The sequence below is a fragment of the Roseinatronobacter monicus genome (genome assembly GCF_006716865.1).
Lineage (GTDB): Bacteria > Pseudomonadota > Alphaproteobacteria > Rhodobacterales > Rhodobacteraceae > Roseinatronobacter > Roseinatronobacter monicus.
In genome coordinates this window covers 876,474-894,225 of record NZ_VFPT01000001.1, presented here as the reverse complement: position 1 = coordinate 894,225, position 17,752 = coordinate 876,474, and the positions used below count along the sequence as shown (strand labels likewise).

Genomic DNA, 17,752 nt, shown 5'->3' with positions numbered 1-17,752 from the left:
ATCACGCGCAACCTCGCTAGATTGCAGCGCACCCGCAAACCACGGAGGAAAGGAACGCCTCATGCTGTCAGACCCCCTGTTTTTGCTTGCTGCCGCAGCCTCGCTTGTGGTGCTGATCGTGCTGGCTGTCGGCATTGGCGGTTTCGCCCGTGGCGGAGAGTTTAATCGCAAACATGGCAACCGCATGATGCGCTGGCGCATTTATGCCCAGTTCGGCGCGGTCGTGATGATTATGATTTTTGTCTATTTCCGATCTAAAGGAGCCTGAAATGGTTGTGCTGAACAAAATCTATACCCGGACAGGCGATGCCGGTGAAACCGCGCTTGGAAATGGAAACCGCGTGGCCAAACATGCGCAGCGCGTCACCGCCTATGGCACGGTGGATGAACTGAATGCCTTTATCGGTGTCGCGCGGTTACATGCCAGTGGCGACACGGTCGCTGCATTATCGCGCATTCAAAACGACCTGTTCGATCTGGGGGCCGATCTGTGTCGCCCCGATATGGAACGCGATACCGAAGCGGAATATACCCCGCTGCGTATGGTCCCGTCGCAGGTTGACCGGTTGGAAGCAGAGATTGACGTGATGAATGCTCAGCTGAAACCTCTGCGCAGTTTCATTCTGCCCGGCGGTTCTGCGTTGGCGGCACATCTGCATGTCTGCCGTACCGTCGCACGCCGCGCCGAGCGTGAAACCGTGTCGCTGTCAGCTATGGAGTCGGTCAACGAATCAGCCGTGAAATATCTGAACCGCCTGTCAGACTGGTTCTTTGTGGCAGGACGCATTGCCAATAATGACGGGGTTGACGACATTCTCTGGGTTCCCGGCGCGAACCGTTAGCGCCCAAAGCCACCAAAACGCGGCGTCGCTGTGGACAGATGCGTCGATTTTGCACTGTTTTCCAAGAGGGCACCCCGCTACAAACATGTCAGAAATCAAGCTTAGGGAGATACACGCTGATGAAAGTGCTGGTGCCAGTCAAGCGCGTGATCGATTATAACGTGAAAGTCCGCGTCAAAGCGGATGGCAGCGGGGTCGATCTGGCGAATGTGAAAATGTCGATGAATCCGTTTGATGAAATCGCCGTTGAAGAGGCCATTCGCCTGAAAGAGGCCGGTGTTGCGACGGAAATCGTGGCTGTGTCGATTGGCGTCAAACAGGCGCAGGAAACCTTGCGCACAGCCCTTGCGATGGGCGCTGACCGCGCCATCCTGATTGTGGCCACCGATGATGTGCACACCGATATCGAGCCGCTGGCCGTTGCAAAACTGCTGAAAGCCGCGATCGACGAAGAACAGCCCGGTCTTGTTCTGTGTGGCAAACAGGCCATCGACAATGACATGAATGCCACCGGCCAGATGCTGGGCGCATTGACCGGCTGGGCGCAGGCGACTTTCGCCTCTGAGGTCAAGGTCGAAGGCGAGCATGCCATTGTCACACGCGAAGTCGATGGCGGTCTGCAAACCATCAAGGTCAAGATGCCTGCAATTATCAGCGTCGATCTGCGCCTGAATGAGCCGCGCTATGCGTCTCTGCCTAATATCATGAAGGCAAAAAAGAAGCAGCTCGACGAAAAGACACCCGCCGATTACGGCGTAGATGTCAGCCCAAGATTGAGCGTGGTCAAGACGACCGAGCCTGCGTCGCGGGCTGCGGGTGTCAAAGTGGCCTCCGTCGATGAACTGGTGGCAAAACTCAAAGACGAAGCGGGGGTGATCTGATGGCGGTTCTTCTTCTGGCAGAAGTCACGGATGGCACATTGAATGTCGATGCCACCTCGAAAGCGGTGACAGCTGCAAAAGCGTTGGGCGATGTGACAGTGCTTTGCGCGGGCAGCTCGGCCGCTGCGGCAGCAGCAGAGGCGGCCAAGATTGAAGGTGTCGCCAAGGTTCTGTGCGCCGAGGATGCGTCCCTATCGCACCGGCTGGCCGAACCCACAGCGGCGCTGATTGTGTCGATTGCGGGCGATTACAGCCATATCGTGGCCCCTGCCACAACGGATGCAAAAAACATCCTGCCGCGCGTCGCCGCGTTGCTGGATGTGATGATCCTGTCAGATGTGTCGGGCGTCGTCGATGCCGACACATTCGAGCGCCCGATCTATGCGGGCAATGCGGTCCAGACAGTCAAATCCTCGGATGCGACCAAGGTCATTTCTTTCCGCACCTCCAGCTTTGAAGGGGCGGGCCAAGGCGGGTCTGCTCCGGTCGAGAATATAAGTGCTGCCGCCAATCCCGGCCTGTCTGACTGGGTCGAAGACAAGGTCGCCGCAAGTGACCGGCCCGACCTGACATCGGCCAAAGTTGTGGTGTCCGGCGGGCGTGGTGTCGGCTCTGAAGATGATTTCAAGATCATCGAGGGGCTGGCCGACAAGCTGGGCGCCGCGGTGGGCGCATCCCGCGCGGCGGTCGATTCGGGCTATGCACCGAATGACTGGCAAGTGGGCCAGACCGGCAAGGTCGTTGCACCAGACCTGTATATTGCCGTGGGCATTTCGGGCGCGATCCAGCATCTGGCGGGCATGAAAGACAGCAAGATCATCGTCGCCATCAACAAGGACGAGGAAGCGCCTATTTTCCAAGTGGCCGATTACGGTCTGGTGGGCGACCTGTTCACGCTGGTGCCGGAACTGACCGAGAAGCTCTGAGGCTCTACTCTCGAAAGATCAAAAGGCAGCCCTTGCGGGCTGCCTTTTTTCTAAGCGCTGGTCAGCGCGCATATAGCGATTGCCAGCTTGGCAGCAGGTCGCCGGTGTGACTGTCAGCCAGATATACCCCGCGCGCAATGGCGCGGGTCAGGCAGGTTGCCGCAGCATGTCCGATATTCAGCAGCGCCGCCCCAGCGACAGGTTTGGTCCCGGTCGAGATAGCAAATACCAGATCGCCGTCAAACGGCGTGTGCGACGGCACGATGGCGCGCGCGATCCCGTCATGGGCAGCAATCGCCATACGCGTCAGTTGCGTCTGATCTAATGCGGCATCGGTCGCAACAATGGCGATGGTCGTGGCCTCTCGCGCCAGTTTCGTCAGCGGCACCCCTTCGGCACGGCCCATGCCCAAGGCTCCGAACTCTGCGTCATGCTCGAACGGGGCTGCCCAAAAATGCGGCCCCTGCCCCATTGTCACGCATCCCACCGGATTGACCGCCACCAAAGCGCCCACGCATATGCCGCAGTCCAGCACCCAGGACGCAGACCCAAGCCCGCCTTTAAGCCGCGCCGTCGTTGCGCCGTAACCTGCACCCGCACTGCCAAGGGCGAAATCAGGCGCGGCCCCGTTCAAAGCGTTGCGCCCCAATTCGGCATAGGGGTTTTGCGCCCAGTCCTTGGCCCCGCCATTGGCCAGATCAAACAGGATCGCCGCAGGCACGATGGGCACGCGCAAGCCGCCAACCGCAAACCCGCGCCCCATCGCGCGCAACCCCTCCATCACACCAGAGGCCGCATCCAACCCGAACGCCGATCCGCCGGACAGGACAAGCGCGTCCACCTCCTGCACCAGCCGGTCGGGTGCAAGGGCTTCCGTCTCACGCGTGCCGGGCGCGCCGCCCATGACATGCACCCCTGTGCAAAAGGGCTGATCGGCACAAAGCACCGTGACGCCGCTGCGCAGTGCCGTATCCTGTGCGTTGCCCACGCGCAGCCCTGCGACATCGGTAATCGTATTTCGCGGCCCCGGTCCCGCACTCATGATGTGTCCTTCATGTCATATTCACTGCGCCAGAACGCCAGCAGATCGCCAGCTGTTGCAGCGTTTGCACCGCTCAGCGCCAGATAATGCAAATCCGCCGCCACCATCGCCGCCTGTCGCCAGACACGCTGCGCACGTCGGCCGCTTTGCCCCGCGTCATCGAACACCGCCTGCACAGCATCGGCGGCAGAGGCGAGCGCCACAGTCAGCTCCAACGCTGGCGCTTCGGGCCATTGTTCAGCCAGCCTGTGCGGCAGCATTTCCAATGGCTGCGCGGGGTCACAAATGGCCTGCGCAGATATCTCGATCATGGCATCAATGCGTTGCCCACTCATCCCGGCGCAACGCGGTTCACGGACGGTTGCATTGTCTCTTGGATTACGAACCTTGTGTGCATACGAAAAGTCGCTCCAAACCCCGCGAGGTCCATCTCCGAAAGAAACAATGTGTTCTGACAACCAGCGCAGTTATGCGGCGCAACTGCCCCTTAGGCAACCACTCCGGCGATGAACGTGCCGATTTTAGGAAAAAACCTGTCGATTCCAATTGTGAATTTTGTTCCAAGATGGGAAAAAGCGCCCAAAAGATAAAGGTAACGGGTAGCCGCGACGCCGCCCGAGGACGTTCAACCAAAGGAGCCCGACCCCAAAGATGGCGGAAAATTCGGACCCCAATGCCCCGTGGAAAACCCTATCCGGTATCGGCACTTCAGCCCTGACAGCGCTGTTGTTCCTGTTTTTCCTGCAATACCTGCCCGGTGTTGCAGCAGGCACACCCGTGCAATGGGTGATCCCGTGGATTCCCAGTCTTGATGTCAATCTGACATTCTGGATTGACGGACTCAGCCTGATGTTTGCGCTGCTGATCACCGGCATCGGTGCGATGGTCATGCTTTATGCCGCGAAATATCTGGCAGGCCACCCGCAATATGACCGCTTCGCGCTGTATCTGTTCAGTTTCATGCTGTCGATGCTGGGGCTGGTGCTGGCCGATAACCTGATCGCGCTGTTCGTGTTCTGGGAATTGACGACCTTTACCTCTTATCTGCTGATCGGGTTTTCGCACACTGATCCGAAATCGCGGCGCAACGCGTTGCAGGCGCTGCTGCTGACTGCGGCGGGCGGGCTGGCGCTGCTGGCCGGTCTGATCATGATCGGGATCACCCAAGGCACGTTCGAGATGTCGCAGATCAATGCGGCAGGCAGTCTGGAAGGGCAGCCGTTTTACCTGCTGATTCTGATCCTTGTTCTGTGCGGTGCTTTTACCAAATCGGCGCAGGTGCCGTTTCATTTCTGGTTGCCCAATGCGATGGCCGCGCCCACGCCCGTCTCGGCCTATCTGCACTCGGCCACGATGGTAAAGGCGGGCGTCTACCTGCTGGCGCGGATGCACCCATCGCTGTCGGGCAGCGATGTCTGGATCTGGACGTTGTCGATCTTTGGCGCGGTCACAGCGGTATTTGCATCCTTCATGGCGCTGCGTCAGACGGACCTGAAACAAACGCTTGCTTATACAACCCTGATGGCGCTTGGCACGCTGGTCATGTTCCTTGCAGGGTCCACCGGCTATGCAATCACAGCCGCCATGACCTTTTTGCTGGTACATTCGCTCTATAAGGCAGGCCTGTTTCTGACCATTGGCATCATAGACCACGGCACCGGCACGCGCGATGCAAACCTGTTGGGCGGGCTGGCCAAGGCCATGCCGATCACAGCGGTCGCGGCGGCAATGGCGGGGCTGGCGATGGCGGGTATACCACCGTTTCTGGGCTTCATCGCCAAGGAGGTCGCCTATGCAGGCGCGTTGGAGATGCGCCTGATGATCTTCGTGGTGCCTATGGCGCTGATCGCGTTTGCGCTGATGTTCGCCGTGGCGGGCATTGTCGCCTATAAGCCGTTCCATGGCCCCCAAGGTAAACTGCCGAAAGACCCGCATGAAGGGCCGTGGCCGATGCTGCTTGGTCCGGTTGTGCTGGGTGTTCTGGGTCTGGCCTTTGGCCTGCTTCCGGGCCTGAGTGCCTATTACCTGATCGAACCTGCGGTGGCCGCAGTCATGGGCGCACCCGATACGGGCGGGCGGGTCAAGTTGTGGGCGGGGTTCAACCTGCCGCTTCTGCTCAGCCTTGTGACATTCGCCTTGGGTTTCGTGCTGTACATCAAACATCAGGCCTTGCGCGACAGGCTTGCGCAGATCGAGGCACGCGGCCCTGATCTGGATGCGGGATGGGATGTGTTTCTGGACAAGTTCATGGCGCTGGCCAAGGGTCAGACCAAACTCATTCAGACCGGTGTTTTGCGCCAATACATGTTCGCAACTTTCGCCGTGTTCGCGGCAACGGTCCTGATCACGCTGCTGACGCGCAATGTGGGCGGGCTGACACTGGGTTTCGCCGGTCTTGGCTTCATGGAGTGGGGTGTCGCCGCGCTGATTGTTGCGGGCACGGTGCTGGTGTTGCAAACATCGTCGCGCATTGTGGCCCTTGTGGCACTTGGTGTCGTGGGCATTGGTGTGGCGCTGATCTTCATCATGTATTCCGCCCCCGATGTCGCCATCACGCAGCTGCTGGTTGAATTGCTGGTCGTAGTCTTGCTGGCGCTGGCTTTCCTCAAAATGCCCAATCTGGACCCGACTGGCGCGCAAAAGCACAACCTTGCCAATGCGGTTCTTGCCGCAACAGTCGGGGTGCTGACCACAATCGTGCTGCTGCTGGTCGTCGATCAACCCTTTGACCGCCGCCTGACCGAGTTCTTCGAGGCCGCAAGCTGGACCGAGGCTTTCGGGCGCAATATCGTCAATGTCATCCTTGTGGACTTCCGCACGCTGGACACGTTCGGCGAGATTGCGGTGGTCATAATTGCCGCACTCGGGGCATTCGCGCTTCTGAAAGGGGCGGCCAAGGCCCGCGCCGCGAAAGGAGAGAAGAAATGAACTCCATCATCTTCACCGCTGCGGCCCGTTTGCTGGTCGCACTTCTTTTCGTGTTCTCGCTGTTCATGCTGCTGCGCGGGCACCATCTGCCCGGCGGCGGATTTATCGGCGGGCTGATCGGGGCTGTGGCGTTTATCGTCTATTCGCTGGCCGCAGGCCCGGCAGAGGCACGGCTGGCGCTGCGCATCTCGCCCGAAGTGATTGCGATTGTCGGACTGGGCATCGCTCTGCTGGCGGGGTTGTTTTCATTCTTCATGGGCGATCCGTTCTTTACCGGCCAATGGTACTGGGTTGGCGGCGACAGCTATGAAACAGCGGCCTTCTCGCTCAACACAGTGCTGGTGTTTGATGTCGGCGTCTATCTGGTGGTTTTAGGGGGTATCTTGTCACTGACCTACGCATTCGAGGAGGAGACCTGACATGGAAGCCCTCACTGCAATCGTGATCGGCGTTTTGACGGCCGCTGCGGTCTATCTGATGCTGGCGCGCAATTTCATGCGCTTTCTGTTCGGGCTGGTGCTGCTGTCAAACGCGGTCAACCTGACGATCTTCGCTTCTGGTCGCATGACCAAGGGCGCACCGGCGCTGGTGCCATATGGCGAAGATGCCCCCTTGGGCGTGGTTGGCAATGCCCTGCCGCAAGCCCTAGTTCTAACAGCTATTGTCATTGGCTTTGGCCTGCTGGCTTTCACCCTTGCGCTGGCCTTTGAAGGGTATCGGCGCATGAACAGCGTTGACACTGATGAGATGCGCTTTGCCGAACCCAAGGAGGATACGACGAAATGAGTTGGGTTTTGGTTATGCCCATCGCCGTGCCCTTTGCCACGGCGGTGTTCGCCTATCTTGCGCGCAATTACCCGGCAGGGCGCTGGATCTCGCTGGCGGGCTCTGCACTGTCACTGATTGTATCTGGCGTGCTGATGGTTGCTGTCTTGAATGAGGGCGTGATCGCGGCGCAGATGTCGAACTGGAACGCGCCTTTCGGGATCACGCTGGTTGCCGATTACCTGAGTGCCGTGATGGTCGTCATCACCGCAATCACAGGGCTTGCCACAGCAATCTATGCCCTTGGGGAAATTCCAGAAGAAACGGAATCTTTGGGCTTCTATGCGCTGTTTCAGGTTCTGATTGCAGGCGTGACAGGTGCGTTCCTGACAGGCGACTTGTTCAACCTCTATGTGTGGTTCGAGGTGATGCTGATCGCCTCCTTCTCGCTGCTGGTGATCGGGGGCGGCAAAGAGCGGCTGGATGCGGGCATCAAATATGTGGCGCTTAACCTAGTCTCGACGCTGATTTTCCTGTCGGGCATCGGGCTTTTGTATGGTGTGACCGGCACGCTGAACATGGCCGACCTGCGCGAGGCTGTCGCCAATGCTGAAAATCAGGGGCTGATCACCGTGATCGCCATGATGTTCATGGTCGGCTTCGGGGTCAAAGCGGCGGTGTTTCCGCTGTTCTTCTGGCTGCCTGCCTCATACCACACGCCTTACTTCACCATCTCGGCGGTCTTTGCCGGACTGCTGACCAAGGTGGGCGTCTATGCCATGATGCGCATGTTCACGCTGGTTTTCGTGGGCGATGTGGGCTTTACGCATGAAATCCTGATCTGGGTGTCGCTGCTGACCATGTTCACAGGGGTCATCGGGGCAGCCGCGCAAACGGATTTCCGCAAGATCCTGTCCTTTCACATCATCAGCCAGATTGGCTATATGACGCTGGGGCTGGCGCTGTTCACGCCGCTGGCGCTTATGGGGGGCGTGTTCTATCTGGTGCACCACATCATCGTGAAGGCCAATCTGTTCTTTGTCGCGGGTCTGGCCAAGCAATATGCGGGCAGCACCGACCTGAACCGGATTGGCGGGCTCTACAAATCCTCGCCCCTGCTGGCGGCCTTGTTCCTCATCCCCGCCTTCTCGCTGGCGGGCTTCCCGCCCTTGTCGGGGTTCTGGGCGAAATACCTGATCGTCAAGGCCGCGCTGGAGCTGGACGCATGGTTCGTGGCGTTTGTGTCGCTGCTGGTGGGCTTGCTTACGATTTTCTCGATGACGAAAATCTGGGGCATGGCCTTCTGGAAACCGCATCCCGACGGGATCGACCCGACACCCGACCGCGCCCCTGCCAAGGTGACACGCGCAATGATGATCCCGATTATCGGCTTGGCGTCGATGACCATTCTGATCGGCTTCTACCCCGAACCGTTCGTGCAATTCGCACAGACCGCGGCCGAGCAGTTGCTTGACCCAAGCGATTATGTGAACACAGTTCTGGGGGTGCAGCCATGAATGGGTTGGTTCTGAACCTGCTGCTGGCCTTTGCCTGGGCCGCTATGACGGGGGATTTCAGTTTCGCGTCTTTCGCCACGGGGGCTGTCTTGGGCTTTTTCGCGCTGTGGTTATCGCAGCCGCTGACGGGCATTGACGCGATGTATTTCAAGCGCTTCTGGCGCTCGGTCTATCTGGCGCTGTTCTTCATCTGGGAGTTGCTGCTGTCGTCGGTCAAGGTTGCATGGGACGTGATCCGCCCTGTGCCCCAGAACAAACCGGCGCTGATTGAGATCCCGCTGACCGTCAAGTCAGACTTTGAAATCCTGCTGCTGACCAACCTGATCTCGCTGACACCCGGCACGCTGAGTGTCGATGTCACACAGGATCGGGAAACCTTGATCGTGCATGCCATGTTCGGCGACGATGCCGAAGAAATCACGCGCGACATCAAGACCGGGTTCGAGCGGCTGATTATGGGAGTATTCGAGAAATGACAGGTGCAGGCTTTCTCAACTTCGCAGCGCAACTGTCCTTGTTGCTGATCCTGCTTGGCATGGCCGTTGCATTTGTCCGGCTGGCCAAGGGGCCGTCACTGGCCGACCGCGTGGTGGCACTGGACATGATGACCGTCACCATCATCTCGTTCTGCGGCGTCTATGCCGTGTTCATGGACGAGCCGTCATTTCTGGATGTCGCCATCGTTCTGGCGCTGGTGGGCTTTCTGGCGACGGTTGCGCTGGCCCGCTACGCCGAACGCCGGTTCGAACTGGACGAGACCGAGCAGAAACATGCCAAGCAAAAGGAGCAGGACACATGATTGATGTAATTGTTGGTCTGTTCCTGATCGCCGGTGCTGCATTCGTGTTGATTGCAGCCATCGGGATCGTGCGCCTGCCTGATCTGCTGACGCGCATGCATGCCTCGACCAAGGCTGGTACCTTGGGGGCGTTGCTTGTGATGGTGGGTCTGGCCTTTTACGAAGGTTCGGGCGAGGTGGTCAGCAAGGTCGTCGCCACGTCCTTGTTCTTGCTTTTGACCGCGCCGATTGCCGCCCATATGATCGGGCGCGCCCATGCGCGTGTCATGCAAAAGCTGAAAGACAAAGAAGCCGCTGACGACTGATCGGCCCCCGCTCAGGCGGCGGGCCGGGCACCATCCATGGCGCGCAGACCTAATCTGCGCCCGTCTTTCAAGACCTTGAAATGGGCCAGCTCTGCATCCGTCCAAGCCGAGATATCCCATGTCTTGGCGCAGCGCCGTAACGCCGCCATCCGCGAGGCCGCCTCTTCGCGCTCCATTGCCAGCGCCTGATCCAGCGCCGCATCCATTGACGCATTAGAGAACGGATTGACCGGGATCGCCCCGTCCAGCAACACCGCACAGCCCGCAAACTCTGACAAGATCAGCGCGCCGGGCCGTGTAAGGTCTTGCGCGGCGCAGAATTCCGACGCCACAAGGTTCAACCCGTCTGCAAGCGGTGTGATCGAAGCGACATCTGCTGCGGCATAATAGGCCACCAGTTGCGCCAGCGGGATTGCCTGAGAGATCAGCGCCACCGGCTGCCATTCCAGACTGCCATAGGTGCCATTGATCCGCCCGGTCAGCGACTCGATCTTTTCCTGAATCTCGGCATAAGCGGTCATATTGCGGTTGGCGCCCACCGACACCAGCATCAGGCGCACCTTGCCATGCAGATCGGGCCTGCGTTCCAACAATCGGGCAAAGGCTTCGAGTTGTTCAATATTGCCCTTGGTGTAATCTGTCCGCGAGACGGACAAGATCAGCTTGCGGTCGCCCATCTCGTGGCGAATTTCGTCATACCTTTCACGGACCTCGATTTCCTTCGACAGCCCTTCGATATAGTCAAAATTCACCCCCACGGGCCGCGTGTGAATGCTGATCTGATTACCATAGTGTTCTAATGTCAGGGGCATCCGGCGGTCATTCAGTGCCCCACCAGCGGCCCCCAACGTTGTAGGGGTTGCACAATCTTCTATCAGTTTCGCGCCAGTCAGACTGCGCACGACCGCCGCGAAATTCTGTGCATAGCGCGGGATGTGAAACCCGACCGAGTCGCAGGCCAGCAGACTGTCGATAATCTCTGCCCGCCACGGCAGGACATTGAACATATCCGGCCCCGGAAACGGGGTGTGGTGAAAGAAACAGATGGTCGCATTGGGTTTCAACTGCCGCAAATAACCCGGAACCAGCCACAGATTGTAGTCATGTATCCAGATCACGGCATCGTCGGTCGCCTGCTCGGCGGCGGCTTCGGCAAAGGCCCAGTTCACTGACCGGAACGCAGGCCAGTCGACGGGGTCATAATTGTAGCGCTCTTTGAACCCGTGCAGGATCGGCCAGAACGCCACTTTTGAGGTGACATGGTAAAAGCTGCTGACCTGTTCCGCAGTCAACGGCAGGCGGCTGACATCATAGGTGCCATAGCTGTCTGAAATCTCGATCACCGGCTCGAATCCGGGGTCGGATGTGTCTTCCGCCTCTTTCCACGCGACCCAAGCCCCGCGCTTGGCCTTTCCCAAAAACCCCTTCAATGTCGGAACAATCCCGTTGGGACTGGAGTTTTCGCGGTATTCAACACCCGCACCCGTTACCACCTCTTCATAAGGTTGACGGTGGTAAACAATGACAAGATCAGATTTCATGCCCACTCCTCTGGTATTGTTGGGAAAAGCGCGTGTGCGCGAATGGCCTCTAGAATGCCGCCTGCGCCTGCTGAGCGGCAGTGATAGGCCAGCGGCAACTCGCGGGTCGCTTCCAGCAACTCGACCTCTGACCCGCCGACGACCGCACCATGCAAGCCGGTCTGGAACATGGACAGATCATTCAACGTATCGCCTGCAACCAGCACACGTGCACGCGGCAGTTTCAAATGATCGATCAGGCGCAAAAGCGATGGGCCTTTGCTGATCCCTTTTGGCAAAATATCGACAAAGCAGCCATGCGAGATCAGGACATCCACATCGATCCCCTCCAGCACCCCAAGTGCGGCGGGATCAAACCGGTCGTCATACTGATAGGACAGGCGGTGCCGGAAGGACGTTGGCTGCATCCACAGCCCGCGCACCACCGACAGGCGCGTGCGCACCAGATCAGCCATGCCATGCCAGCGCCGCACAATCGGGGCCTCCAGTGCCGCGATGGGGTGCACGCGGCCGTCGGTGAATTGCGCAATCGTCGTGCCGACATCGCCGATTACATACTCGGGCGCGGGCACGTCGCCCGCAGCACACAGTTCGGTTATGAAATCTGGATCACGCCCGCTGACAAAGACAAGACGCACCGTCGGATATTGCTCTCGCAGCCAGCGATACAGCATTTGCCGGTCTTCTGCTGAACCCCCGAGAAAGGTTCCGTCCAGATCCGTCGCAAGCACCATCTCGCACTCGGTCGCGAGTTTGGAAAGTTCATGTACAGTTTGCATGTCTAACAGCTAGATGGCGCACGACCAGAGGCCAAGCCGCGCAGCCCATAACCGCCAAAAAAACCGCAAAATAAAAAAACCGCCCATTTTTTGGGCGGCTTGGTGTTATTTTATACGCTTTCCGTGGAAAGCCGCCTGACCTTAGGCCAGCGCGATGTTGCTCGCAGATTCGCGGCCATCACGGCTGGTTTCCAGATCGAAAGTCACTTTCTGACCATCGTCCAGACCACGCAGACCCGCGCGCTCTACTGCTGAGATATGAACGAATACGTCCTTGGACCCGCCTTCAGGCTGGATAAAGCCGTAACCCTTGGTGGCGTTAAACCATTTCACTGTGCCATTGGCCATTGTGAAGTCTCCTGTCAATATGCTGCCCACACTACGCGGCAGCCCGGCTCAGTCAGTGCAAGATCGAAGTGACTGTGGCCTCAGACGGAGAACAGTGGTCGATAGTGGTAACGTCGCTTTGGTAGTGTGTCCTTTCTCATACGAAAATGCAAGAGCAAAGACGCCCTACAGCTTTGAAATTCGCGCGGCCATATCCAGCATCCGGCATGAAAACCCCCACTCGTTGTCATACCACCCCATGACACGCAGCATCCCTGCTGCCGTCATCTGGGTTTCGGGCAGCGCCATGACTATGCTTTCGGGGCGCGCACGTAAATCTGTCGAAACCAATGGCTTTTCTGTCCATCCGATCACGCCGCCGGCGCTGCGCAGCACATGATTGACCTCTTGCACGGTTGTCGGTTTGTCCAGCATGACAGCCAGATCAATCGCCGAAACAGAGGCCGTTGGCACCCGGATTGCAGCCCCCAGCAATCGCCCATCCAGTTCGGGCAAAACGCGCTCGACAAGGCGTTGCGCGCTGGTCGTGGTCGGCACCATTGACAGCGCCGCCGCACGCGAGCGCGCAGGATCGCCGCGCGGCGCATCAACCGTGGGCTGGCTGCCCGTGTAGCAATGCACCGTTGTCATGAACCCCGTGGCAATGCCCCACCGCTCATGCAGAAGCCGCGCCAGGGGCGCCATTGCATTGGTCGTGCACGACGCGTTCGAGACAAGCTGATGCTCGGGGCTAAGCAACTCGTCATTCGCACCAATTACCAAAGTCACCTCTGCGGCGTCGGACGGGCCGGAAATCAGCACCCGGCCTGCACCTGCCCGCAAGCCACGCCGGGCCACTTCTGTCCGGTCTGCGCGGCCTGTGCATTCCATAACAAGGTCAATATCAGACAGGTCAAGTTCGGACAGATCCGCCGCATGGGTCAGGCGCAAATTATGCCCCGCAACACGCAAGCCGTCCTGTGTCAGCGCCACTTCGCCCGCAAAAGGGCCGAACACGCTGTCATACTCGAATAAATAGGCGCAATCCTCGGGCGACGCGATGTCATTCACGGCGACAATCTGGACCTGCGGCCAGCCGCCCTGTAGCCAAGCGCGCAGCACAGTCCGCCCGATCCGGCCAAAGCCGTTGATTGCCACTCTGTGCATCGCTTGCCCCTTCTCTGCCCGATTTCACACGCACATGGACCGATTTGCGCGGCATGTGCAAGCTTATGCATCATGGGGCAGCATATTGCCTGACAATTACAGAGTGTTTTAGTTGGTCTTTACTTTTCCGAGTGAAACACTCATATTTAACGCACAAGCAAGCGAATCAGCCAGCGTTACGTGACATCAAACCAACGGAGACCGACATGAACGCAATGACTGCACCGTCGCTGATGCATCGCGCCCCCCAGAACCCGCCGGTTCACGATGCCCATAACCTCACACAAGGCTGCGGTCTGGCGCAAATCTTGCTTGATGGCAAAACCTATCAGTTGCGCATCACCCGCGCGGGCAAGTTGATCCTGACCAAGTGAGCGGTCCTTGCACAACGGAATGCGTGCTGCGCCGTCGTGGCGCGGCTCGGGCGTTATCGCCACTCATCGGCGCGGGCGCATGTGTTGCAGGTTAACCTCAAGGCCCTTGTGAGCAACCTGACGCGTCGCGCCGTATGCGTTTGGCGATTTTCCATGCGCCCGAATGTCGAGAAAATACGCGCGATGTATGTGCCTCACGCACGCAGGCCCACAACCTTGTCACTGGCGATGATATGGCCCCCATCCAGAACCAGAAGCACTTGTCCCGCGTCACTGCGCGCCTCGACAATCCGGGAGTAGCCAAGCGCAGGCCCCTCCCCAATCAGTTCACCCGCCCTGAAACTCTCCATCGAGATGGCATAATAGCCGGTCCGGGGGCCGCCATGGTCTTGATCGGGGATGTCGAGGATAATTTCGGTGGCGTTCGGGGAAACAGAGTATCGCCCCGCCTCATTACCATTCACGTCGCGCAGCACCAACTCTGCACGATCAGCACCTGCTATTTCAGGGGGAACAAGCCGCAGCGGCGCGCCATCAATCAACTGCGGGGCAGATGTCAGCGCTTCGCGGCCAACCCAATTGCCCAGCTCTGACAACCCCATGCGGCCCGCCAGTTGCGCCAGCAAATCATTGGTCCTGACTTGCTGTTCGACGCCTGAGAATGTGGCAAGCTGCACAGCGAAATCAGACGCCTCTATCGGTTCGAGAGGGTTCTGATTCTGCATCTGCGTGGTTAGCATGCGTAGGAATGTCTGAAAATCACTCGAAATTTCTGTCTTTGGCGCATTGCGCTGTGCATCTCTGGCATGGCCCACTGCATTCGGGTTCAAAGCGTGTATTTGCGCATCCATCTCACATCATCTCCTTGTAAAATTCGTCATCTGGACGCTGGCCAGATCAAGCCATGTGTCGCGCGTAGTAAGTGTTTCGGGCGCGCACTTGTATATCCTAGCGGTGCTGACAATGGCGCGAAAGCCGTGCAGCGAAGCAGCATTGCCCCAGGTGGGCGGCACCCCTCAGACACGAATATCCATCCCAGTCCAGACAGAAACATTCACTGGCCCCACTAATGATTCGGCGGGTAGCGCAGGTTTTGGCAGCTGATCTGGTTCATCTGCGTGCAGCCGCTTTTGAAACTGATGGTCAGCTGTCTGCTGATGCGAGAATTTCATATCGAGGCTGTCATACCCGAGGTCTTTCAGTTCGCGCTCAAAATCGGCAGAAAATTTGCGCATCAGTTCAAGCGTTTCTGGGCGCTCTGCAAAAATAATGACCTGCACACCGGCATCTGTTGCGTTCATCGTCACACGAACGCGCCCTAACTCAAGAGGTGCCAACTGGATCTGAAAGGATTTCGTGGTCGAATGCGCGATTGCCCCGCTCACTTGCGCCCAGATCGTCGGTGCGAGGTGTTGGCCTATGGGCAAGCGCGGTTTGGAATATCCGCCGTCAACGGTGGAAAATGATATAGTCGATGCAGATACCAAATCTTCGGCACCGCCCCGCGTGAACCCGCTTGCCAGTATATTATTCTGCCGAAGGTCAGGCGGCAACTTATGCGCTGCAAGTGGGGCTATATTTGGCATCGGGCCTGTGGTCGTCATCTGCTCAAGCGGTACACGATTCTTTATCGGCAACATGCTTCGCCCTAGATCATCTGCAACCAAAGGCGTGGAAATCTTCGCTTCGAAAAGGACTTGTGACCGCACATGCGTTTTTAGATCATCAGTCCTTAACTCCGCTCTGGATGTTGCAATGGCGTTTAAACGAGCAGGCGGAGGTGACGATCCGTTCTGATCTGCGCCCGCTGATGCCACATAAAGATGCGTACCATGGCGCGCAGACAAGTCCGGCTTTCTATCAATCAAAGCATCCTTTCTTGCATCATCGGCCAGTATCACCAAGGGCGGATTCCCAATGCGCGGCACATCTGGTCTATCCGCATCGCGCGTTAGAACTTGGTCAGCGGGCACGAATGTTTCGGGCGCATCGGTTTGCCGCGCGGGTAAATCTGGTTGCAACAAATGCGCCATACCCGCCGCGGCGTCTTGGGCAACATGTCTGACAGGCTGAGCCCCTGTCAGATCTGCGTCAATGCGCAGGTGGCCCTGCTCCTTCACATGCGCTGCAGCTGGCTCCCCGTCGAAGACCTCTCCTTCAGGCAGGCGCCCAGCGTGCCAAGAGGCTGTGTCTTCACGATGCGAAGCATGCAAATCTGCCTCAAAGTCAGGATCATCGACACCTCCCATTTCCACAGTGTCGTCAACAGCACCGCCGTTGCGGGGGTTATGAAATCTGTCCGGTTCTGAAAGCCGCACAGGCAAAGCCGGTGGTTCCTGAAACAGAGCATCTAGCAAATCTGTGGGGTCAGCTTCCGACCTAAGTGAGGTGACGGCACCAAACGCAGGCGGGGCAATCATGCGTGCAAGGGGCGTGCGCGTGCCAGCTTTCGGCCCATCACCGCGTTCAGAAAGAATTAAAGCCTCTTGCCGGTGCGGACCCCAAGACACAGCTTTATCCACGACGGGATGCAGATGTTCCCTGAAGGATGGCTGATCATCAGCCGACGCCAGGACGGTCATGCCCTTTCGAGCGGCATGTGAGGTCGCTTCCCCCGGTTTCATAATCTGCATTTCAGACATGGTGGACCTGAACTTGTTCGATATTCCCTCATTATGCGGGTCATTGCTTACCGAATCTTTACCGGAATGAGGGAATCTGACGGTATTGCCGCAACACGGAGAGAAAATTATGCATATCGTGCCGAACGCTCAGGCCATGGCGCAGGCGTCAAACCCTCACATTTCGACCAAGCATGCGCCTGATCTTGCGCAAACCGCACAAAATTTCGAGGCAGCGATTCTGGCTGAGCTCTTGCGTGCAGCCGGTGCGGAACAGACCGGAACACCCTTTGGGGGCGGCATCGGTGAGGATCAGTTTGCCTCAATCTTGCTGGATGCGCAGGCCCAGCGCATTGCCGCAGCCGGCGGGATCGGTCTGGCCGAGATGGCGCTTCGTGGACTATTGGCGCACTCCAGTGAAGCCACGAGTGCGCCGTGAGTATGAAGGTACCAGTTCAGGCCTTATGCGCCCTACTTGAGGATGAGAAGGAGGCATTGCTTGGCGGAAAATATGACCAGTTAGAGGGGTTCGCCAACGCGAAACAACGGGCGGTCCAATCACTGCAAGGTCAGGGTTTGCCACAAACCACGCTGGAGATACTTCAGCGCGGATTGGCGCAGAATGCGGCATTGCTGGGGTCTGCGGCACAAGGGTTTCAGGATGCCCGACATATGCTTACCAGACTGCGCGACGGGCAGGACACGCAAATGTATGATCGGTGCGGCACCAGCAAAACAATGCGCAGGGTTGAGAACCAATTGGAGCGTAAAGCGTAAATCCCCCTTAACCATGCCTAGGGTTTTAAGGGCGGGAAAACGAAAATACCCAATCTCTTTAGCTTCTGTAAACCCCTTGAAGTGATAGTGTGATTTAACAGCAAGAACGTTGCCGTCGCGGCCCAAAATACCGCGGTATTCTGCAGAATGCAGTCAGATGT

At 58.2% G+C, this 17,752-nt stretch carries 22 protein-coding genes; 14 read left to right on the top strand and 8 right to left on the bottom strand.

What is annotated here, in order from left to right:
* Positions 1-61: 61 nt before the first annotated feature.
* The 4 genes from BD293_RS04050 to BD293_RS04035 all read left to right on the top strand — a co-directional run bounded on the left by BD293_RS04050 (position 62) and on the right by BD293_RS04035 (position 2,649).
* A complete protein-coding gene (locus BD293_RS04050; protein WP_142079986.1) occupies positions 62-268 on the top strand; it encodes a twin transmembrane helix small protein in 207 nt (68 codons plus the stop codon).
* Between the two features lies 1 nt (position 269).
* Entirely contained in the window at positions 270-842 is a 573-nt protein-coding gene (locus tag BD293_RS04045; protein WP_142079985.1) for a cob(I)yrinic acid a,c-diamide adenosyltransferase, read from the top strand.
* A gap of 119 nt (positions 843-961) precedes the next feature.
* The gene (locus BD293_RS04040; protein WP_142079984.1) at positions 962-1,723 is read left to right on the top strand and encodes an electron transfer flavoprotein subunit beta/FixA family protein; all 762 of its coding nucleotides are present in this window, start codon (positions 962-964) and stop codon (positions 1,721-1,723) included.
* The gene (locus BD293_RS04035; RefSeq protein ID WP_142079983.1) at positions 1,723-2,649 is read left to right on the top strand and encodes an electron transfer flavoprotein subunit alpha/FixB family protein; all 927 of its coding nucleotides are present in this window, start codon (positions 1,723-1,725) and stop codon (positions 2,647-2,649) included. Before BD293_RS04040 ends, BD293_RS04035 begins: the two co-directional genes overlap by 1 nt.
* A gap of 61 nt (positions 2,650-2,710) precedes the next feature.
* On the opposite strand, the gene BD293_RS04030 is transcribed toward BD293_RS04035, so the two are convergent.
* On the bottom strand, positions 2,711-3,691 hold the full coding sequence (locus BD293_RS04030) for a P1 family peptidase (protein WP_142079982.1): 981 nt from the start codon (positions 3,689-3,691) through the stop codon (positions 2,711-2,713).
* Positions 3,688-4,026, bottom strand: coding sequence for a hypothetical protein (locus BD293_RS04025; RefSeq protein WP_142079981.1), 339 nt, complete (start codon positions 4,024-4,026; stop codon positions 3,688-3,690). Before BD293_RS04025 ends, BD293_RS04030 begins: the two co-directional genes overlap by 4 nt.
* A 316-nt stretch (positions 4,027-4,342) precedes the next feature.
* Between BD293_RS04025 and mbhE the strand changes: the two genes are divergently transcribed.
* From mbhE to mnhG, 7 genes are read left to right on the top strand one after another with little or no spacing between them, the layout of a single operon-like run.
* Positions 4,343-6,619 (top strand): hydrogen gas-evolving membrane-bound hydrogenase subunit E, encoded by a 2,277-nt coding sequence (mbhE, locus tag BD293_RS04020; RefSeq protein ID WP_142079980.1) that lies wholly within the window; start codon positions 4,343-4,345, stop codon positions 6,617-6,619.
* Positions 6,616-7,038, top strand: a complete 423-nt coding sequence (locus BD293_RS04015) for an MnhB domain-containing protein (RefSeq protein ID WP_142079979.1) — start codon at positions 6,616-6,618, stop codon at positions 7,036-7,038. Before mbhE ends, BD293_RS04015 begins: the two co-directional genes overlap by 4 nt.
* Position 7,039: 1 nt before the next feature.
* A complete protein-coding gene (locus BD293_RS04010; RefSeq protein ID WP_142079978.1) occupies positions 7,040-7,405 on the top strand; it encodes a Na+/H+ antiporter subunit C in 366 nt (121 codons plus the stop codon).
* Positions 7,402-8,901: a Na+/H+ antiporter subunit D gene (locus BD293_RS04005; protein WP_142079977.1), complete on the top strand. Its 1,500-nt coding sequence runs from the start codon at positions 7,402-7,404 to the stop codon at positions 8,899-8,901. Before BD293_RS04010 ends, BD293_RS04005 begins: the two co-directional genes overlap by 4 nt.
* The gene (locus BD293_RS04000; protein ID WP_142079976.1) at positions 8,898-9,377 is read left to right on the top strand and encodes a Na+/H+ antiporter subunit E; all 480 of its coding nucleotides are present in this window, start codon (positions 8,898-8,900) and stop codon (positions 9,375-9,377) included. The genes BD293_RS04005 and BD293_RS04000 overlap by 4 nt, the downstream gene beginning before the upstream one ends.
* Positions 9,374-9,700, top strand: coding sequence for an MrpF/PhaF family protein (locus tag BD293_RS03995; protein ID WP_142079975.1), 327 nt, complete (start codon positions 9,374-9,376; stop codon positions 9,698-9,700). The genes BD293_RS04000 and BD293_RS03995 overlap by 4 nt, the downstream gene beginning before the upstream one ends.
* Positions 9,697-10,005 (top strand): monovalent cation/H(+) antiporter subunit G, encoded by a 309-nt coding sequence (mnhG, locus tag BD293_RS03990; RefSeq protein WP_142079974.1) that lies wholly within the window; start codon positions 9,697-9,699, stop codon positions 10,003-10,005. Before BD293_RS03995 ends, mnhG begins: the two co-directional genes overlap by 4 nt.
* An 11-nt stretch (positions 10,006-10,016) precedes the next feature.
* Here the strand turns inward: mnhG and ggpS are convergent, their stop codons facing one another.
* From ggpS to BD293_RS03970, 4 genes are all read right to left on the bottom strand, one after another.
* Entirely contained in the window at positions 10,017-11,546 is a 1,530-nt protein-coding gene (gene ggpS / locus BD293_RS03985; protein ID WP_142079973.1) for a glucosylglycerol-phosphate synthase, read from the bottom strand.
* The gene (locus tag BD293_RS03980) at positions 11,543-12,325 is read right to left on the bottom strand and encodes an HAD-IIB family hydrolase (protein WP_142079972.1); all 783 of its coding nucleotides are present in this window, start codon (positions 12,323-12,325) and stop codon (positions 11,543-11,545) included. Before BD293_RS03980 ends, ggpS begins: the two co-directional genes overlap by 4 nt.
* A gap of 141 nt (positions 12,326-12,466) precedes the next feature.
* Positions 12,467-12,673: a cold-shock protein gene (locus BD293_RS03975; RefSeq protein ID WP_142079971.1), complete on the bottom strand. Its 207-nt coding sequence runs from the start codon at positions 12,671-12,673 to the stop codon at positions 12,467-12,469.
* A 165-nt stretch (positions 12,674-12,838) separates the two neighbouring features.
* The gene (locus tag BD293_RS03970) at positions 12,839-13,819 is read right to left on the bottom strand and encodes a type I glyceraldehyde-3-phosphate dehydrogenase (RefSeq protein WP_142079970.1); all 981 of its coding nucleotides are present in this window, start codon (positions 13,817-13,819) and stop codon (positions 12,839-12,841) included.
* Positions 13,820-14,025: 206 nt separating this feature from the next.
* Between BD293_RS03970 and hemP the strand changes: the two genes are divergently transcribed.
* Complete coding sequence (hemP, locus tag BD293_RS03965) at positions 14,026-14,193, top strand: hemin uptake protein HemP (protein WP_142079969.1); 168 nt, start codon at positions 14,026-14,028, stop codon at positions 14,191-14,193.
* 194 nt (positions 14,194-14,387) lie between these two features.
* On the opposite strand, the gene BD293_RS03960 is transcribed toward hemP, so the two are convergent.
* A complete protein-coding gene (locus BD293_RS03960; protein ID WP_142079968.1) occupies positions 14,388-15,044 on the bottom strand; it encodes a flagellar hook capping FlgD N-terminal domain-containing protein in 657 nt (218 codons plus the stop codon).
* A gap of 165 nt (positions 15,045-15,209) precedes the next feature.
* Positions 15,210-16,835, bottom strand: coding sequence for a flagellar hook-length control protein FliK (gene fliK / locus BD293_RS03955; protein WP_142079967.1), 1,626 nt, complete (start codon positions 16,833-16,835; stop codon positions 15,210-15,212).
* A 109-nt stretch (positions 16,836-16,944) separates the two neighbouring features.
* Between fliK and BD293_RS03950 the strand changes: the two genes are divergently transcribed.
* A complete protein-coding gene (locus tag BD293_RS03950; protein ID WP_142079966.1) occupies positions 16,945-17,253 on the top strand; it encodes a rod-binding protein in 309 nt (102 codons plus the stop codon).
* The gene (locus BD293_RS03945; protein WP_142079965.1) at positions 17,250-17,591 is read left to right on the top strand and encodes a hypothetical protein; all 342 of its coding nucleotides are present in this window, start codon (positions 17,250-17,252) and stop codon (positions 17,589-17,591) included. Before BD293_RS03950 ends, BD293_RS03945 begins: the two co-directional genes overlap by 4 nt.
* Positions 17,592-17,752 lie beyond the last annotated feature (161 nt).

Coding starts and splice junctions, on each gene's coding strand:
- BD293_RS04050 (WP_142079986.1), top strand. CDS start 62: ATGCTGTCAGACCCCCTGTTTTTGCTTGCTGCCGCAGCCTCGCTTGTG.
- BD293_RS04045 (WP_142079985.1), top strand. CDS start 270: ATGGTTGTGCTGAACAAAATCTATACCCGGACAGGCGATGCCGGTGAA.
- BD293_RS04040 (WP_142079984.1), top strand. CDS start 962: ATGAAAGTGCTGGTGCCAGTCAAGCGCGTGATCGATTATAACGTGAAA.
- BD293_RS04035 (WP_142079983.1), top strand. CDS start 1,723: ATGGCGGTTCTTCTTCTGGCAGAAGTCACGGATGGCACATTGAATGTC.
- BD293_RS04030 (WP_142079982.1), bottom strand. CDS start 3,691: ATGAGTGCGGGACCGGGGCCGCGAAATACGATTACCGATGTCGCAGGG.
- BD293_RS04025 (WP_142079981.1), bottom strand. CDS start 4,026: ATGAGTGGGCAACGCATTGATGCCATGATCGAGATATCTGCGCAGGCC.
- mbhE (WP_142079980.1), top strand. CDS start 4,343: ATGGCGGAAAATTCGGACCCCAATGCCCCGTGGAAAACCCTATCCGGT.
- BD293_RS04015 (WP_142079979.1), top strand. CDS start 6,616: ATGAACTCCATCATCTTCACCGCTGCGGCCCGTTTGCTGGTCGCACTT.
- BD293_RS04010 (WP_142079978.1), top strand. CDS start 7,040: ATGGAAGCCCTCACTGCAATCGTGATCGGCGTTTTGACGGCCGCTGCG.
- BD293_RS04005 (WP_142079977.1), top strand. CDS start 7,402: ATGAGTTGGGTTTTGGTTATGCCCATCGCCGTGCCCTTTGCCACGGCG.
- BD293_RS04000 (WP_142079976.1), top strand. CDS start 8,898: ATGAATGGGTTGGTTCTGAACCTGCTGCTGGCCTTTGCCTGGGCCGCT.
- BD293_RS03995 (WP_142079975.1), top strand. CDS start 9,374: ATGACAGGTGCAGGCTTTCTCAACTTCGCAGCGCAACTGTCCTTGTTG.
- mnhG (WP_142079974.1), top strand. CDS start 9,697: ATGATTGATGTAATTGTTGGTCTGTTCCTGATCGCCGGTGCTGCATTC.
- ggpS (WP_142079973.1), bottom strand. CDS start 11,546: ATGAAATCTGATCTTGTCATTGTTTACCACCGTCAACCTTATGAAGAG.
- BD293_RS03980 (WP_142079972.1), bottom strand. CDS start 12,325: ATGCAAACTGTACATGAACTTTCCAAACTCGCGACCGAGTGCGAGATG.
- BD293_RS03975 (WP_142079971.1), bottom strand. CDS start 12,673: ATGGCCAATGGCACAGTGAAATGGTTTAACGCCACCAAGGGTTACGGC.
- BD293_RS03970 (WP_142079970.1), bottom strand. CDS start 13,819: ATGCACAGAGTGGCAATCAACGGCTTTGGCCGGATCGGGCGGACTGTG.
- hemP (WP_142079969.1), top strand. CDS start 14,026: ATGAACGCAATGACTGCACCGTCGCTGATGCATCGCGCCCCCCAGAAC.
- BD293_RS03960 (WP_142079968.1), bottom strand. CDS start 15,044: ATGGATGCGCAAATACACGCTTTGAACCCGAATGCAGTGGGCCATGCC.
- fliK (WP_142079967.1), bottom strand. CDS start 16,835: ATGTCTGAAATGCAGATTATGAAACCGGGGGAAGCGACCTCACATGCC.
- BD293_RS03950 (WP_142079966.1), top strand. CDS start 16,945: ATGCATATCGTGCCGAACGCTCAGGCCATGGCGCAGGCGTCAAACCCT.